At 41.6% G+C, this 17,533-nt stretch carries 14 protein-coding genes; 9 read left to right on the top strand and 5 right to left on the bottom strand.

Going from position 1 to position 17,533, the window contains the following annotated elements:
- Positions 1-188: 188 nt before the first annotated feature.
- Complete coding sequence (locus A6K76_RS00725; protein WP_066461134.1) at positions 189-602, top strand: hypothetical protein; 414 nt, start codon at positions 189-191, stop codon at positions 600-602.
- Between the two features lie 64 nt (positions 603-666).
- Here the strand turns inward: A6K76_RS00725 and scpC are convergent, their stop codons facing one another.
- Both scpC and A6K76_RS00715 read right to left on the bottom strand, forming a co-directional pair.
- Positions 667-2,181 carry a succinyl-CoA:acetate CoA-transferase ScpC gene (gene scpC, locus A6K76_RS00720; protein WP_066461132.1) on the bottom strand — a complete coding sequence of 505 codons (1,515 nt, stop codon included), beginning with the start codon at positions 2,179-2,181 and terminating at the stop codon, positions 667-669.
- A 369-nt stretch (positions 2,182-2,550) separates the two neighbouring features.
- Positions 2,551-3,201 (bottom strand): LytTR family DNA-binding domain-containing protein, encoded by a 651-nt coding sequence (locus A6K76_RS00715; RefSeq protein WP_066461130.1) that lies wholly within the window; start codon positions 3,199-3,201, stop codon positions 2,551-2,553.
- A 517-nt stretch (positions 3,202-3,718) separates the two neighbouring features.
- Here A6K76_RS00715 and A6K76_RS00710 point away from each other — a divergent pair.
- Together A6K76_RS00710 and A6K76_RS16390 are read left to right on the top strand one after the other, a co-directional pair.
- Positions 3,719-4,513 (top strand): helix-turn-helix transcriptional regulator, encoded by a 795-nt coding sequence (locus tag A6K76_RS00710; RefSeq protein WP_066461123.1) that lies wholly within the window; start codon positions 3,719-3,721, stop codon positions 4,511-4,513.
- A 141-nt stretch (positions 4,514-4,654) separates the two neighbouring features.
- Positions 4,655-5,572, top strand: a complete 918-nt coding sequence (locus A6K76_RS16390; protein ID WP_083995161.1) for a D-alanyl-D-alanine carboxypeptidase family protein — start codon at positions 4,655-4,657, stop codon at positions 5,570-5,572.
- Positions 5,573-5,652: 80 nt separating this feature from the next.
- Here the strand turns inward: A6K76_RS16390 and cls are convergent, their stop codons facing one another.
- Positions 5,653-7,110, bottom strand: coding sequence for a cardiolipin synthase (gene cls / locus A6K76_RS00700; protein ID WP_139108622.1), 1,458 nt, complete (start codon positions 7,108-7,110; stop codon positions 5,653-5,655).
- Between the two features lie 142 nt (positions 7,111-7,252).
- Positions 7,253-8,047 (bottom strand): YwqG family protein, encoded by a 795-nt coding sequence (locus A6K76_RS00695; protein ID WP_066461119.1) that lies wholly within the window; start codon positions 8,045-8,047, stop codon positions 7,253-7,255.
- A 901-nt stretch (positions 8,048-8,948) separates the two neighbouring features.
- Between A6K76_RS00695 and A6K76_RS16695 the strand changes: the two genes are divergently transcribed.
- Positions 8,949-9,086, top strand: coding sequence for an Lmo0850 family protein (locus A6K76_RS16695; protein WP_169817970.1), 138 nt, complete (start codon positions 8,949-8,951; stop codon positions 9,084-9,086).
- Between the two features lie 115 nt (positions 9,087-9,201).
- Here A6K76_RS16695 and A6K76_RS00690 read toward each other — a convergent pair whose 3' ends face one another.
- Complete coding sequence (locus A6K76_RS00690; RefSeq protein ID WP_066461117.1) at positions 9,202-10,377, bottom strand: FtsW/RodA/SpoVE family cell cycle protein; 1,176 nt, start codon at positions 10,375-10,377, stop codon at positions 9,202-9,204.
- A gap of 218 nt (positions 10,378-10,595) precedes the next feature.
- Here A6K76_RS00690 and A6K76_RS00685 point away from each other — a divergent pair, with 218 nt between their 5' ends.
- The 5 genes from A6K76_RS00685 (at position 10,596) to cshA (ending at position 17,114) form a co-directional block, all read left to right on the top strand.
- A complete protein-coding gene (locus tag A6K76_RS00685; RefSeq protein WP_139108621.1) occupies positions 10,596-11,342 on the top strand; it encodes a hypothetical protein in 747 nt (248 codons plus the stop codon).
- Positions 11,343-11,534: 192 nt separating this feature from the next.
- Complete coding sequence (locus A6K76_RS00680; protein ID WP_066461114.1) at positions 11,535-12,596, top strand: D-alanine--D-alanine ligase; 1,062 nt, start codon at positions 11,535-11,537, stop codon at positions 12,594-12,596.
- A gap of 14 nt (positions 12,597-12,610) precedes the next feature.
- The gene (locus A6K76_RS00675; protein ID WP_066461113.1) at positions 12,611-13,975 is read left to right on the top strand and encodes a UDP-N-acetylmuramoyl-tripeptide--D-alanyl-D-alanine ligase; all 1,365 of its coding nucleotides are present in this window, start codon (positions 12,611-12,613) and stop codon (positions 13,973-13,975) included.
- 517 nt (positions 13,976-14,492) lie between these two features.
- Positions 14,493-15,179 carry an alpha/beta hydrolase gene (locus A6K76_RS00670; protein WP_066461112.1) on the top strand — a complete coding sequence of 229 codons (687 nt, stop codon included), beginning with the start codon at positions 14,493-14,495 and terminating at the stop codon, positions 15,177-15,179.
- A 372-nt stretch (positions 15,180-15,551) separates the two neighbouring features.
- Entirely contained in the window at positions 15,552-17,114 is a 1,563-nt protein-coding gene (cshA, locus tag A6K76_RS00665) for a degradosome RNA helicase CshA (RefSeq protein ID WP_066461110.1), read from the top strand.
- Positions 17,115-17,533: the final 419 nt, after the last annotated feature.

The raw sequence follows: 17,533 nt of genomic DNA, 5'->3' as shown, positions 1-17,533 counted from the left end.
ATTGACGCATACAGGTTGCTTGAGGAAGGTGATAAACGCCACTACACGAGTCATCATCTTCCTGACAAACATCGTGTTTGCCTCCGAGCTCGCGGGAAGCCTGCCTCGATGTGGAGAGCCTACTAACAAAACGCTAAAATATATTCACCGTCTATATAGTTATTTTATTTTTGGGAGGAATGAACATTATGGCAATCGATAAAAAAGGTTTAGGTGTCGTTTTAGCAGGATTAGCAGTAGGTGCAGCACAATATTTAAAGAAACCTGAAAACCGCGATAAGGCGATGGACATGTTAAACCAATCAAAAACAAAATTAAACGGCTTAATGGAGCAAGGTAAAGGCGCAGCACAGCAATTCAACTCATCTGAAGGCACAACGTTAAAAGAAAAAGTGCAAGATGTAGCAGCGCAGTTTAAATCAACGACTCCAGCAGCAGACACAACGGTGACTGATTTGCCGATTGAAGATAGTGATACAGGCAATGCTTCAAAGTTTAGTGAAGCACGCATGAACAACGAAGGACCACAAAATCCATCACAATATTTCAACGAGCCAACAAATACAGATGAAACGAATCATACACGCCATACAGATATGTAAAAGAGTAGTCATTATAAAAGAAGCCTCGATGCAAAATTGCATCGAGGCTATTTGTATGAAAAAATTATTTAGCTAATTCTTTTTTCATCGTTTTGTTTTCAGCAAGGCTTACGTGCCAAGATAATGCTTCACTTAAAATGTGAGGAGTTTGTGCATTACCAGTTGCTTCTACAGCACGGTTGTAGTAATCCCATAATTGCTCTTTGTAATCAGGGTGTGCACAGTTTTCGATAATTGCCGCAGCACGCTCTTTTGGTGCTAAGCCACGTAAATCAGCTAAACCTTGTTCAGTTACGATAATGTCTACATCGTGCTCAGTGTGGTCTACGTGAGACACCATTGGTACGATTGAAGAGATTGCGCCGCCTTTAGCGTATGATTTCGTTACAAAAATACCTAAACGAGCGTTACGAGCGAAGTCACCAGAACCGCCGATACCGTTCATCATTTTTGTACCTGAAACGTGTGTAGAGTTAACGTTACCGTAAATGTCTAACTCAAGTGCAGTGTTGATTGAGATTAAACCTAAACGACGGATTAATTCAGGGTGGTTAGAAATTTCTTGTGGACGTAAGCAAATTTTGTCCGCGTAGTTTTCTAAGTTACCGTAAACTTTTTCTTGTAACTCTTTAGTAAGTGTAATAGAAGCAGCAGCTGCAAAGCGAACTTTACCAGCGTCAATTAAGTTAAATACTGCATCTTGTAATACTTCAGAAGCTACTACTAAGTTTTCGAATTCTGAATCAGCGAAGCCGTCTAATACAGCATTTGCTACAGAACCTACACCAGATTGTAATGGCATTAATTCATTTGTTAAACGACCTGCTTTAATTTCATCGCGGAAGAAGTCTAATAAAATGTTTGCCATTGTTTGTGTTTCTTCATCTGGAGGAACGATCATTGAAGGAGCGTCCGGCTCTTCAGAAATAACGATTGCTTTAATTTTAGCTGGGTCAACTTTAATACCGATTGTACCGATACGTTGCTCAGGATTTGTCATTGGAATTGGACCACGTTTACCTTGCTCAGCTGGCGTGTAAATATCGTGAATACCGATTAATGTTTCTGGGTGAGAAATGTTTAACTCGATAATGATATTTTCAGCATACTCAGCGAAAATGTTTGAGTTACCAACAGAAGTTGTTGGAACGATCATGCCATCTTCCGTAATTGCTACTGCTTCTAAAATTGCATATTTGATTGGGCCGATAATACCTTGACGTACTAACTCAGCATTGTGAGAAAGGTGAGCATCAACGTATGTTACTTGACCAGCGTTAATCATGTTACGAATACCAGCGTCTGCTTGGAATGGTCCACGTTTGCGGATAACGCCAGCTTCTGCTAAATATTTGTCAACTTCTGGACCTAATGAAGCACCAGTGTAAACGTCGATTTGGAATTTCTCGTTTTTCGCGCGCTCAGCTAAAGCCATTGGTACAACTTTCGCGTCACCTGCACGAGTGAAACCAGACATACCTACTACGTCGCCATCAGAAATAAGCTTTGCTGCTTCGTCTGCTGTTACAACTTTGTCTAATAAAGATTTAACGCCAATACGGTTTTCAAAATTAGTCATTTGAAAATCCTCCCCCTAATTATATAAAATATGTCCCTTATTCATGAATAAAGGCGTAAAAACAAACCGCAAAATGCGAATTTGTAATTTTCAGTTTTTTAATATACGGCCACTATTGACCGGAATAACGTTAGTCTAACACGTAATTGTCACATTTTCTTCAAATAAAACATGAAAAATGGTTTTACATGCATTTTAGTAGAATATATTTGTTTTTTCGAGAATATATTCGTGGAAACGCTTTCTTTAAAACGCGATTTTTCGTATGTTTAAAGGGATATTTTGGTAGGTTTCTAACTGGTAATGTACGTTATGACACGCTTTCACGAAAAAAACCGGACTCGACTGTGCGAATCCGGTTACTTACAGTTAGAATCCTAATGAACGACGGAAGTAGCTTGCATAACGTTGAGAAACTGGAATGCGTGTGCCGTCTTTCATAATTAATAGGAATGTTGAATGTGAATCTGGTTGAATTTCTTCAATATAGTCGATGTTAACGATGTATGAACGGTGGCATCGAATAAATGAGTCAGGCGCTAAAAATAGCTCGAGATCACTTAAGTTTAGACGATGATAGCCTTCGCGGTTCATTGTTTTTACAAATGTTTTACGTAATTGTGTTTCTAAGTAAATCACTTGGTCATGTTTGATCGGATACCAGCAGTCGTCAATCTTAATCGTAATGTAATTCGTTAAGAATGGAGACGGCTTTTGAGGGAACACAGCTGTAATAGCACCTTTTGTTTCGCCTTCTTCGATTAACGGAATACTCATACCATAGTAAGGTACGCCAAATACATCAGGCTCAATGTACGTGCTAATTTTTTGTCCATAAGTTAACGCTTTGTGTGCTGCTGAACCTTCTTTGATCGGATCGCCAGCTTTAATTTTTAAGTCAACTTTTTTACTCGGTTGATAATATAAGTATGAATTAGTATCAGAAATAGCGATAGATGTATTGTCTGGGAAAAATTCTTTAATGACATCCATGATTTCTTCGATTTGTTTCGGATCCACTTCTTAACACCTCATTAGTTAATAATTATTAATAATACACTATTTTACTACATAATCTCTGAAAATATTAGTGCATATTCGAGAATAAATTAGAAAAATTTGCGCTTTACAAAAATGTAAACAGTTTTTATATGATAGAATTCGTGCAATTTTTCCATATATTCGGACTATACCATCTTTGACAGCTTTTTTCTAATAATTGAGATCGATTGATAGAGTATTGTAACAAAAGTTATTATAGCTGTGTAGAAAAATATGAAAAAAGAATCAACAAAGTTTTTAAAAAATATTGAAGAAAATGTATAATTTATGGTAAAATTCGCTATAATAATAGCAAGATTGGTTAAGGGGTCTTTTTAAAGCAAGGAAAACGTACAATTTTTAGGCAAAAAGATTTAAATAATTTTATAAAATGTAATATTGTTAGTGCATTTTTCTTCATGTTTGATTACGATTACTTTGGAGAGCTTACATTGAAAATATTCAAAAAGTTTACAAAAAGACGGGGAGTGGGTCTATGCAACTACACCAACATTCGATGGCAGAAGCAATTTCTAAACGTTATTTTCAAGAAATTGATAGCATGAACGACTATGAAGGAATGGAAGACTTTTTTGCGTTAGAAACAAAATTGATTTTTGAAATTTATCATTTAGAAGCTGCAAAGGCGAAAAAGTCATTGCACAGTATTATTGATTTACTAACAGTCCGTTTTGGAAAGAAAGTAATTAAAGTAGTCCGTTCGTATTTTAAAACGTTATCTTCAATCGTGGCGAGGAAGCTGCTTGATAATCAAGTGCCAGCTAAAAAAGCATTTGCCTTTAGCGTAGCATGTGACGATATGATTGATAACCAAATGCGCGATGCAGAGTTTTTACAATTTGCGGATGATTTAATCGACTTCTTTGTCAACTTTATTGCAGATCGCAAACAGCCGATGTTTAAGCACCAGACGGTAAATAAGGTGATTATGTACATAAATGATGAGCTTGAGCAAAATTTAACGGTGGAAAGCATCGCTGCGAATTTTCAAATTAGCACAAGTCACCTATCTCGCATTTTCCGTGAGCATGTTGGCATTACGTTAGTTGAATACTTGAACGTGCGCCGAGTAGAAGAGTCACAGTACTATTTACGCCACACGAATAAAAGTATTACGTCGATTTCAACACAGTTCCATTTTTGTAATCAAAGCTACTTCACACGCATTTTTAAAAAATATACAGGTGTGACACCGAAGCATTTCAGAGATGAGCTGCATCATAAATTTTATCGTTTCGATATGAATGAGCATATGTATGACCATGCGTAAATAACAAATTGTCACGAAAAGGCTGCGAGGTGAATGTGCCGAGCAGTCTTTTTGTGTTTTGTATATGTGTAATCGATATAATCGAAATGTATTGTTCGTAATGGTAAAATAAAAACAGTGAATGAGAAAGAAGGGTTAAGTATGACACGGCAAAAACGAAAAATGAAAACAAATGCGGTCATCGGTGCATCAACAGCACTAGCGCTAGCACTAGTTGGGGGCATTTATTATACAGTAACAAGTGGAAAAGAGGACGTGACGACGCAGCAATCCGCAACGACAGAAGAAACGACGGCACAAGCGCCAAATGAAGCAAATACCGAAACGGTGGAAGTACCTGAAGTGAACGCACCGGTAACGGACGAGGAAACAGAAGAGCTGCCGCACACAGATGTAGAACAGCAGGAAGTACAAACGAATGTAACTGATGCAAGACAGTATATCGAGGGGCAAGCAGCAGCGACGACACCGACGTACATCGACGGCATTTTACTCGCGAACAAGCAGCATCCATTACCTGCTTCATATGAGCCTGGCGTCGACCCAGTCGCACAACAAGCGGTAGATGAAATGATTCAGGCAGCAAAAGAGCAAAATATTCGCTTAACAGCATTTAGCGGATTCCGCTCATATTCGTACCAGGAGACGTTGTATACAAATTACGTAGCACGTGACGGTCAAGAAGCAGCAGATCGTTATAGCGCACGTCCAGGGTATTCAGAGCATCAAACAGGACTGGCGTTTGATATTGGTGAAATTGGAAAAGAAGAATTGTGGTTAACCGATGCATTTGGTGAAACGACAGCAGGGAAATGGCTCGTCGATAATGCGCATGAATATGGCTTTATTTTACGCTATCCAAAAGGCAAGGAACATATTACAGGCTTCATGTATGAGTCGTGGCATTTCCGCTACGTTGGCAAAGATGTCGCAGCGAAAATTAAAAAGCAAAATGTGACGTTGGAGGAATATTTAGGCGTTGCAGTAACGTCAAGTGATGTCGAAGCGACAGGTGACGAGACGTTAAAAGTCGGCTCATTAACGAAGGAAAATCGTTAGTCGAAAAATAAAAAGCGTTATTAGGAATGCATTTTCCCGATAACGCTTTATTTTGTATTAAATTCATTTCGTTCGTCGTTTTACAAAATCGGTGACAGCAAGCGTGAGACGGATTCTTTCATTTTTATGAGCAGCGTACGATTGTGGTAGCGCTCAATTGTTAGTTCTGAGCAGTCGAGCATATCGCTTTCAAACAATTCTGCTAAATGATGTGATATAGTGCGATCGTAAATAAATGCGTTCACTTCAAAGTTTAAGCGGAAACTGCGCAAATCGATATTCGCAGTGCCAACTGTGCACACCTCGTCGTCAATGACAATCATTTTCGCATGAATGAAGCCACGATCGTAATGGAATATTTTCGCTCCTGCTTCAAGCAGCTGCCCGACATACGAGTAAGTTGCCCAGTATACAAACATATGGTCAGGCTTGTTCGGAATCATAATGCGTACATCGATGCCGCTTAAACACGCAATGCGAATCGCGTCCATAAAGCTTTGATCTGGAATAAAGTACGGTGACTGAATGTATATGTATCGTTTCGCCATCGAAATCATTTTTAAGTAGCCATTTTTAATTTGCTCAAAGTTTGAATCAGGGCCGCTTGATACAATTTGCATGCTTACTGTGCCTTGGCGCGGAATGATTGGGAAGTAACGGCTTGCATAATGAATTGTATTTGTGCTCGTCGCCTGATTCCAATCTAAAATAAAGCGTGTTTGCAGCGGATGCATCGCGCTTCCTTGCAGACGTAAATGCGTATCGCGCCAATAGCCAAACTTGCTTTTTAAGCCTAAATATTCATCGCCGACATTAAAACCACCAATGTAGCCAATCTTGCCGTCAATGACGACAATTTTTCGGTGATTACGGTAGTTCATGCGCGGGTTAATAAGCGGCAAAATAGATGGGAAAAATACTTCAACTTCGCCACCTGCTGCTATAAGCTCATTAAAATGTCGCCGCTTCGTCGTACGCGAACCCATTTCATCGTATAAAATGCGCACTTTTACACCTTGGCTTGCTTTTTTGAGTAGCGCACGGTAAATGCGTTGCCCGAGTTGGTCGAGCTTAAAAATATAATACTGCACGTGGATGTGATCGCGCGCTTGCTCGATGTCACGCACGAGCTGTTCAAACTTATCGACACCGTCATGAAACACTTGTACGGAGTTGTCTTGCGTTAAAACGGCATCGTTGTTACGCAGCTGCATGAAAATCATTTCATCGTATTTTTCAATTTGTGGGTTGCGGTATTGAAACGTATCGTTCGCAATCGCGTCCATTTGATAATGGATAAGTTTGTCGATGCCAATATCTTTTCGTCCATCCCAGCGAAATAAATGTTTTTGGCGCAGCGGCCGACCGAGCAATAAATATAGCACGAAGCCGATGACTGGCATGAAAAATAGCACTAAAATCCATGCCCATGTAGATGTTGCATCACGACGTTCTAAAAAAATAACCGTCAATGCAAATAAAATATTAATACCAATAATTAAAAATCCTGAAAAACTAAGCTCAGCAAAATCGAAAATAATGTTCACCTTCTTCAACAAGTGATTTCTGTAGCTAGTATATACAAAAGCTTTAAGGAAAAGAAAGTGAAAGCTTATGTATACAAATGAGCATGCAAAAAAGCAGGAGGGGCATCATGTGAAAACGATACACCTCACTGCTTTAATAGTGATCCCAATGATACAAAATATCGGAAAAGTCGCCGTTTGCTAAGTTAATGCTATTGATAAAAAAATTTGCAACGCCACAGTCTCCCCACATAATGCCGTTTTCATCATCTGACTCTACTTGCAGAAGTAGCACATCGTATTTTCGCAAAAAAGCATAACGCTCGCGTGGGTCCTGTTTCGTGAAGTACGGGTAGCCGCCGATTTTATGCCCTTGACCTAAAAAATGCTTCATGTAAATATCGTACAAATTAATGCCGTCGTCGTTAAACAATAGCGACAGTGGTGTATCGGAAATCGTATGGAAGCGGTAATCCATAATCGATACAATTTCATCCGTTTGCTTAAAATGGAGTCGCTTCTCTTCCTGTAGCGGAAAATGCTTATTCTCGTTTGTAGTGTGCACGACCGAAGCAAGTTCATCGTACGGACGTAGCTCGCTGTAATAACGAATTTTAAAATGGTGCTGCCAAATATCTTCGTGGCTTTCCTCATCGTTAAAATTCACCGTATGTGGAATGAAAAACTGTAAAAGGCCTTTCTTTGGAAACTGCGGTAGCGACAGTTCACTGAAATTAATTTGTGCAAGTAATCGCATTTCTCTTCCTTGGCTATCCTTTGGTAAGTGGCGATTTTTTGGCAAATACGGATCGCCGCCGAATTTACTGTTATATAAAGTAGTTGGTGTATTAGAAAGTGTAATATGTGAAGTAGGCACTAGTGTTTGTTGTAATATTTCTCTAAATGGTGTCAAGTCTTTAGGTAGCTCAAAGTCTTTCGTCATGCCCATAAATATCCTCCAATTCGTAATCGACGTACATAGTAGTTGTATTCCACGTTTCGATTGTTGTAAAACATATCCAATTGTTGTCAATACAAGGACGTGTGTAAAAACTTCAGAATTCCGTATACATAATAGCGAGGAACGAAATCGCGTTCTTTGTCATCACATCGGGTTGCTTTCGACGTCGAGGCAGGCTTTCCGTGGGCTCGGCGGCGAACACGATGTTGGTCATGAAGGCGGTGGCTCGTGTAGTGGCGCTCACCGCCTTCCTCAAGCCTCCTCAACACTCGTTCCTCGTGTTTGTGGGGTCTTTCGACGCGAGCTTTTCCCACTGGAGTCCGCCTGTCGTTTTAAGCAACTTGTATGCGTCAATCCCAATTTGTCGTGACGAACAAGTTCCAAGCAGTTATAAAATCGTTTTAGACCAAGCGTGTTGATTAGCCATTAAACTGGCATTTCGCGTATGGTGGCTCGCTTTCCTGGGGCTCGGCTCAAGCCTCCGCGCCTCTCCTATGTCGAGGCTTACGGGGTCTTGAGGCACGAGCTATTCCCCAAGGAGTCTCGCCACCCGCTCCATGTCACAAAAATGCAGCGTTCATCTCCGTCTTGCTACTAAAAACAAGCAATTCAGCTGTATAAAAATAGCTAATCAACAGACCTGGTTTTAGACAGAACTAAGACGTGTTCATTTGAAATTACGTAAATATGTCATGAAAAGAATAAGTTTGTCAAAATGGTGATGACATTGCTTGACTTTTTTTAATGTTTTCAAAATTAATGATTCAAAAGTATAAAAACGTGGTATGATAACGATAGATTACTTGTCAGACATCTAAGGATAATGGAACTTTTATTATGACTAAAACGTAATAGTAAATGTACACATACAATTGTGAGGTGGATTTAGATGACGAAAGAAGTAGATGTAAGAAAAATTATTGCTAATTTAACGAAGCTCGGTGTTACAGCAAGCATGACGAAATCACGACTGGAGTTATTAAAAGTGTTAGCACCTCCAGCTCAAACGTCATCCACACAAGCGTAATTTGCGGTGGAATAAGGTCGATTGCGTAAGTGATTTTATTGAAAATCCTTTACGCAATCGACCTTTTATATTGAAAAAACGGACGGAGATATCGCATCTCTGTCCGTTTTTATAGTTACTGCTCTTTTTCCCCAAACATGTATGAACGGTGATGGAACTTCATACTGAAAATGAGCCCGAGTGCGAGTGAAATCCCCATCATCGAACTACCGCCGTAACTAATGAGCGGCAATGGAATACCTGTAATTGGGAGCAGTTGAATCGTCATGCCGATGTTTTCGATGACGTGGAACGTAATCATCGCAATGACCCCTGCACAAACGTACGTGCAAAACGAATCTTGCATCTCGATTGCAATTTTCGTTAAGTGATACACGAGTAAAAAATACATACAAATGACGAAGCTTGCACCGATAAAGCCCCATTCCTCGCCAATTACAGAGAAAATGAAGTCGGTATGGTTTTCTGCAACGTACACTTCACGCCCACCGTACCCTTTACCGAAAATTTCACCAGAGCCGATCGCATTGAGCGACGTAATTAAATGATACCCTTCAGAAGCGGCATAGGAATACGGGTCGAGCCACGAGTAAATACGCGCAAGCTGATACGGATCAAAGCCGAGTGTATTTTGGATGAAGTCTTGATTGTACAGCGCCATCCAAAGCAGTGCTGCACCGATGCCGGAAGCGCCGAGAAACACTGGTAAAATAATTTTCCACGTAACGCCAGCGATGACGATAAGTGCGCCGGTAATGGCTAAAAACACAAGTGCTGAGCCTAAGTCTGGCTGTTTCATAATGAAAAACAGCGGAACGATAAGTACACCGAGCATTTTGGCAAGCAGTATTAAATCTGATTTGAATGTTCGATTTGGTGATAATTCATGATGTTTACTAATGATCCAAGCGAGCCCTAAAATATAAAATGTTTTCATAAATTCGGCTGGCTGAATGTTCCCAATCGGTGTTTTGAACCAGCTTTTTGCGCCGTTAATTTCAACAGCGAAGCCACCTTTTGGAATGACGAACAGCATGAAAAGTAAAAACACACCGAAGCCGTACAAATACCATGTGAACTTTTTGTATTGGCTTGGCTCAAAGAACATGACAAATGCGACAATAAACGCACCGATAATGTAGCCGCGAAGCTGTAAAATGACATAGTTTGCCGAATATTGTCCAGATGTTTGTGCTGACGAAATGGCGGTTAAACTAATACACATGAAAATGAAAATAATAATTGCAAGCGTCCAGTCGAAACGCTGCGCGAAATGACGATTAGTTTCCAATTTTGAAAGCCACCTATATCATAAATTTAAATGTATGAGTATACAACATTGCCTATTATAACGCAAAAGTACGTGACGTGGATATTTTGTGCCGCAATAAATTAGCGAAAGGCAAAAATAAATGTTGCTGAAAATTAGGACGAATGACAGGTGAAATTGTTTCAATTTTAAGGTTCGAAGTTTTATAATAAACAAGATAGAAAGGGTGAGTGGATGTGGTGAAAAAAATGAGAGCCTCAGAGGATTATTTATATCATTTGTATATGCATATGGATGAAATCGGCAAGTTCGTTATATTTAGTGAGCTATCTATTTCACAATTTATCACATCGATTGAACAACACCATCATCTTTTACTTTTGAAGTGTCCCTTTGAAGGCTCTGCATACAATGCGCATACATATTTTGACTACGTGCCGAAAACAGAGCTGTTGAAATTCAAGAAGCAGGTCGCCGAGCGCAAGGAGGATATTTGCTTTATTGATTTTCAGTTTGAGCGTTCGTTAGATTTACTTACACCGAAGGAGCAGTCTGAGCTGTTGTACTTGGCACATAAAAGAGAGCCGATTATTTCGCCTTTTTTTTATAAATTAAACAACCGCTTCGTCGTGTATTCCTCGCCGTCTGAACGATTGACGAAAGTATTTTTTCGTCAGCTAGATGATGCGGAGAAGGTCGTTGCCTCCGTGTTGAATCAGCAAATTGCCGAGCGAGAAGGAACAAATGGCTTTTGGCGCCGTAAATTAAAAACGGTGCTGCCGATGTTGAACGCAAATGAATTAAAGCAGCATCGAGCAAGTGCAACCGAGGGCGTGCTGCTGTCACTCGTTAAACAAAGTTCTAAATCTTATGGGCTAGAGTGCCGCGTATTAGGGGATCGCTACGATTATCCAGATGAAATTTGGTTTGAAATTCGCGAGCTATTAAAGGAGCAAGCGGACGCCATCATTCCGATTGATTCATAGAACAAAGCGAAAGGATGTACGAAAAGTCAACGTGGCTACTGTGCATCCCTTTTTTGTGTTGAAAAATACCGGCGATTAAGTGAAAATACGTATGTAGCGATTAATGGACAGACGAATATACTACGGAATTTTTTCGATACAATAGAGCGATTAGTGATAAACTAAAGGTACTTAATTTTTGGAGGTCTTTTCATGAAAACAATTGTCGGGCTATTATATGGCGGTAAGTCTGCCGAGCACGAAGTATCATTATCAACAGCACGTGCAGTGATTGGAGCGTTAGACTTTGATCGCTATGAAGTGCATCCGATTTTTATTACGTCACAAGGACAATGGCGTAAAGGCGATATTTTAACAGCACCAGTAGCATCAATTGAACAGCTACAATTTGACGGAGAAGAAAAACCAAATGATATTTCTTCTTTCTTAACGGGCGATGTGAAATATGATGTTGTCATGCCGCTTCTTCACGGAACGAACGGTGAAGACGGTACAGTACAAGGCTTATTAGAAGTGTTAAACATTCCGTACGTAGGTAACGGTGTGCTTGCTTCTTCAGCAGGTATGGATAAAGTTGTCATGAAGCAACTATTTGAAATTGCCGGACTGCCACAAGTGCCATATGAAAACTTTTTACGTGCCGATTGGGAGCGCAACGAAGGACAAATCGTGGAAGCGTGTGAACAAAAGCTCGGTTGGCCGATGTTCGTTAAACCAGCAAACTTAGGTTCAAGCGTCGGCATTAGCAAAGCATCAAACGTACAAGAGCTTACTGAAGCGGTAAATTACGCGTTACAATTCGACCGTAAAATTGTCGTAGAACAAGGTGTCGTTGCACGTGAAATCGAAACAGGTGTGCTCGGCTATAACGACCCGAAAGTATCGGTTGCCGGTGAAATCATTCCAGTAACAGACTTTTACGATTACGATTCAAAATATAAAGATGGCAACACGGTGCTGCAAATTCCAGCGAACATTGACGCTGATATGTACGCACAGCTTGAGGAAATGGCGATTAAAGCGTTTAAAGTGCTCGATTGCTCAGGGCTTGTACGTGCAGACTTTTTCGTAACAGCAAACAATGACATTTTCATTAACGAAGTGAACACGATGCCAGGCTTCACGCCGTTTAGCATGTTCCCGTTAATGTGGCAACAATCGGGTGTATCGTACACAGCGTTAATTGACCGTTTAATTGAGCTAGCGATTGAGCGTCATACAGAAAAACAACAACTGCAATATACGCAAAACTAAGTGAGGGTTTACTCGTGAAAAAGACAGTTCAGCAATTAGCAGCATGGCTAAACATTGAAAATCAATCGTTCGGTGACGTCGTAGTAACAGGCGTGTCGATCGATACACGAACGATTGAGCAAGGCGATTTATTCATTCCATTTCGTGGTGAGCAAACGAACGGTCACCGCTTCGTTGAAAAAGCGTTCGAGCAAGGGGCAGTGGCGTCACTTTGGTTAAAAGATGAGCCGAACCCACCAGCAAACGTACCGTTAATTTTCGTCGACGATGCAGAAGAAGCGCTGCAACAAATGGCGCGTGCATACCGTGCCGAGCATAACGCAACGTTTATCGGCATTACCGGCTCAAACGGCAAAACGTCATCAAAGGACATTTTAGCGGGCGCACTTGCACCGTTTTATAAAGTACAAAAAACGATCGGTAACTTTAATAATCAGCTAGGCTTACCGATTACGATTTTACGTCTTGATGAAGATACAGAAATTGCGGTGCTCGAAATGGGCATGAGCGGCTTTGGCGAAATTGAATTTTTAACGAAGCTTGCACGCCCGCATTTAGCAGTCATTACAAACATTGGTGAGGCGCATATGCAAGATTTAGGTTCACGCGCAGGCATCGCAAAGGCGAAGTTTGAAATTGTCGATGGGCTCCTTCCTGGTGGCAAGCTGTTTTACGACGGTGACGAGCCACTTCTTGCCGAGCTTGTAGCAAGTGCAAGCCGCGACGACATCGAATACGTAAGCTTTGGCTTTGACGGCGCTCATGCTCAAACAGCATCGAACATTACGACAGTCGATAACGGCAGTCAGTTTGAGGCGAGCGGTGTCGTAAACGGTGAGTATTTCATCTCAGTGCTCGGTAAGCATCAAGTGAAAAATACGCTTAGCACAATGCTCATTGCGAATCATTTACGTTTAACAGATGAACAAATTCGTGCGAGTCTTGCGCAAGTCGTGCTAACGGATATGCGCATGCAGCTAATCGATACGGCGCATACGTTGTTCATTAACGATGCGTACAATGCCGCACCGACATCGATGAAGGCAGCGATTGACTTTATGAAAACGACGACGCTGCGCGATGAAAAATGGCTCGTGCTTGGCGATATGCTCGAACTTGGCGACGATGAGCTAACATTCCACGCATCGATTGCCGAAAGCATCGAAGCGGACAAAGTAGCAGGTGTATGCTTATACGGTCCACGGATGAAAGCATTGTATGATGCATTATTGCCGACACTTGGTGAGCGCGTGTTGCATAGCGAGGACGTCGCACCAATGATCGAGCGCATTCGTGAGCAAGCAGGAAAAAATAGCGTCGTTCTTGTAAAAGCAAGCCGCGGTATGAAGCTAGAGCGCGTCATTGAAGCGTTTCAATAAATAACAATAACAGCTGTGCTGAAAGTCAAACGAGGCTTTCGCACAGCTTTTTTCTATAAGTATACAGGTCTGTTGATTAGCCATTTTTATAAAGCTGAATCTGTTGTTTTCAGTAGCAAAACTGACATGAATGCAGCATTGTAGTGGCATGGGAGCGTGCGGCGAGACTCCTTGGGGAAAAGCTCGTGCCTCAAGACCCCGTAAGCCGCGACGTAGGAGCGGTGCGGAGGCTTGAGCCGAGCCCCAGGAAAGCGAGCCGCAATACGCGAACTGCCAGTTGAATGTGCTAATCAACACGGGTGATAAGTATATGGAACTTAGTGTTGTGATGAAAAGTCTATATATATTAATAGCTGACGTGAAACATGTCGTATGAACGTAGTGAACACCTTCTGTAGATGGCACGGTATATGTTACATCGGTTTGTTTAAATTGCTCGTAACGAGAGGGGAATGTTTGCAGAAAGCGTGCCTCGGCGTGGAGAGCAACATTGAAGATGAGAAGGGAGAAAATGTGGATGAAGACAGGCGTACTATGCATACATGGCTTTAGCGGCGGTCCGTACGAAGTCGCACCATTTGCAAACTACTTGGAGCAACATACCGACTGGGAAATCGTTACACCGACATTGCCAGGACACGGCGAGAAGCTGTCGATGCGCGGACATACGCATAAAGAATGGCTTATGACGGCCGAGCTTGCGTATCGCGACTTAGCAAAGCGTGTCGATCGCATTATCGTCGTCGGCTTTTCAATGGGTGGGCTCATTGCGCTTTATTTAGCAAAACGCTACCGTATTGAAAAGCTCGTGCTACTAAGTGCGGCGTTAAAATACGTTAGCCCTGTGCAGCTCGTAGCGGATTTGCGCGACTTAGCTGGCCATTTTTACCGACGCACGCTAAAAGAAAATGAAGTATTTATTCGCTACGCCTCAAAGCTACGCGACGTGCCGATTCGCTCGACGTTTGAATTTATGAAGCTCGTCGCAGTCGTAAAGCCATTTTATCGGACGGTGACGACGCCGACATTCATCGTACAAGGGGCACTTGATGGCATCGTGCCGAAAAAGACGGCGATGTTATTGTACGAAACGTTACAGTGCAGTGAGAAGCGGTTATACGTTTCGGAAAAAGGAAAGCATCACATTTGTTACAGCTCCGATTGTGAGGCATGGTTCCATGAGGTGTATCGTTTTTTACAATAGTTGGATATATCTGAACATTAAGAAAGCGGCTAGAACGAATCATTATCGTTGCAACGTATTCTAAAGCGTGCTATTCTAATAAAAGCAATGGATACATTTTGTGCGAAGACTCTTCAGTTCATTTTGATTGAAGGGTGCTTTTTTTTGAACATACGGTTTCATGCTTATTTTAGTAACGAAACTTAAGTAAGTAAGAATTAAACCGTCCGGCAAAGACCGGGCTTTCCCTTTCATATAAGACGGCTCTGCGTTTTTTAGACAGAGAATTTTTACGTAACGGAAACGTTCCACATACAGGCTCGAAGTTTGCCGACAATTCATCTGAAAATGTAACCATTTGTCAACTTAAAGGAAAAAAGGAGATTGAGAAGTTTGACAAATTTTTCAGAATTAAACATTAGTGAATCTACAATCCGCTCAGTAAAGCGTATGGGATTCGAGGAAGCAACACCAATCCAAGAAGGTACAATTCAATTCGCAATGGCAGGCCGTGACGTATTAGGTCAAGCGCAAACAGGTACAGGTAAAACTGCAGCGTTCGGTATTCCATTAATCGAAAAAATTGACCCGAAAAACCCTAATGTCCAAGCATTAGTAATCGCACCAACTCGTGAATTAGCAATCCAAGTTTCAGAGGAGCTATACAAAATTGGTTACGATAAACGTGTGAAATTATTATCAGTGTACGGTGGTCAAGAAATTGGTCGTCAAATCCGCGCATTAAAAAATAAACCTCAAATCATCGTAGGTACTCCAGGTCGTATTCAAGATCATATTAACCGTCGTACGTTAAAATTAGAAGATGTACAAACGCTTGTATTAGACGAAGCGGACGAAATGTTAAACATGGGCTTCATTGATGACATTAATGCCATCTTAGAAAACGTTCCAGAAGAGCGCCAAACATTACTATTTTCAGCGACAATGCCTCCAGCAATCCGTAAAATTGCAGAGACATTCATGAAAAATCCTGAAATCGTAAAAATTCAAGCGAAAGAATTAACAATGGAAAACATTGAGCAGTTCTTCGTAAAATCAACTGAGCGTGAGAAATTTGATATTTTATCAAACTTAATCGACGTTCAAAAGCCAGAGTTAGCTATCATTTTCGGTCGTACAAAACGCCGTGTTGACGAGTTATCTCAAGCATTAACGCAACGTGGTCACTCTGCAGAAGGTATTCACGGAGACCTTTCTCAAGCGAAACGTATGTCAGTATTACGTCAGTTCAAAGAAAACAAAATCCAAATTCTTGTTGCGACAGACGTAGCAGCTCGTGGTTTAGATATTTCTGGTGTAACACACGTATACAACTTCGATATTCCACAAGATCCAGAATCATACGTTCACCGTATTGGACGTACTGGCCGTGCTGGTAAATCAGGTTTAGCTGTAACATTCGTAACACCACGTGAAATGGGTTACTTACGCATCGTTGAAGAAACAACGAAAAAACGTATGACACCTTTACGTCCACCTTCAAAAGAAGAAGCGCTTGTTGGTAAACAACAAGAAGCAATGGACACATTATTATCGCACGTACACGAAGCAGATTTATCTAGCTACAAAGTACTTGCTGAGCAATTATTAGCAGACAACGATCCAGTTGCATTAGTAGCTGCAGCGTTAAAACTAGTAACAAACGAGCCAGATGCAACAGCTGTATCAATTACAGAAGAGCGTCCATTACCAATGCGTCGTGATCGTCAAGGTGGCGGAGGTCGTGGTGGTAACGGTGGCCGTTCATCAGGTGGTCGCGGTGGCGATCGTCGTCCAGCAGGTCGCAGCGGAGATCGTCGTCGTGATGGCGGCGGTGCAGGTCGCGGTGGAGAACGCCGTAACGACCGTGCAGGTGCACCTTCAAGCTCAGCACCACGCGGAGATCGTCGTAACGATGGTGGCGCAGGCCGTCGTCGTCGCGAGCGTAGCGAATAATTTTCAATATCAAGGGTTGTGTGAAAGTCAAATGGCTTTCGCACAGCCCTTTTTTTATGCTCTATGATGGATGTGTGAGGTAGGCTTTACGTGAGCGTAGTATGAGATTTTTGTGTCACGCTAGTTAACGTTATTCCATTGAATCTTTTTTGAACAATTTTCTGAAATGAAGTGCTATGTTCATGGCGGACGCACGCGGTGAGACTCCTTGGGGAACAGCTCGTGCCTCAAGACCCCGTAAACCGCGAAGCATGAGCGGTGCGAAGGCTTGAGGAAGGTGATGAGCGCCACGTCCGTATGGCACCACCTTCATGACCAACATCGTGTTCGCCGCCGAGCCCTAGGAAAGCGAGTCGCAATGTGCGTTTAGCCGATTATTCAGTTTGAACTTCATTGAAACGTACATCATGAAACAAAAC

Origin of the sequence: Caryophanon latum, from assembly GCF_001700325.1 — a bacterium.
Taxonomy (GTDB): domain Bacteria; phylum Bacillota; class Bacilli; order Bacillales_A; family Planococcaceae; genus Caryophanon; species Caryophanon latum.
The sequence above is the reverse complement of the archived record's forward strand: the minus strand, read 5'-3'. Positions and strand labels throughout refer to the sequence as shown.

Coding starts and splice junctions, on each gene's coding strand:
- A6K76_RS00725 (WP_066461134.1), top strand. CDS start 189: ATGGCAATCGATAAAAAAGGTTTAGGTGTCGTTTTAGCAGGATTAGCA.
- scpC (WP_066461132.1), bottom strand. CDS start 2,181: ATGACTAATTTTGAAAACCGTATTGGCGTTAAATCTTTATTAGACAAA.
- A6K76_RS00710 (WP_066461123.1), top strand. CDS start 3,719: ATGCAACTACACCAACATTCGATGGCAGAAGCAATTTCTAAACGTTAT.
- A6K76_RS16390 (WP_083995161.1), top strand. CDS start 4,655: ATGACACGGCAAAAACGAAAAATGAAAACAAATGCGGTCATCGGTGCA.
- A6K76_RS00695 (WP_066461119.1), bottom strand. CDS start 8,047: ATGGGCATGACGAAAGACTTTGAGCTACCTAAAGACTTGACACCATTT.
- A6K76_RS16695 (WP_169817970.1), top strand. CDS start 8,949: ATGACGAAAGAAGTAGATGTAAGAAAAATTATTGCTAATTTAACGAAG.
- A6K76_RS00680 (WP_066461114.1), top strand. CDS start 11,535: ATGAAAACAATTGTCGGGCTATTATATGGCGGTAAGTCTGCCGAGCAC.
- A6K76_RS00670 (WP_066461112.1), top strand. CDS start 14,493: ATGAAGACAGGCGTACTATGCATACATGGCTTTAGCGGCGGTCCGTAC.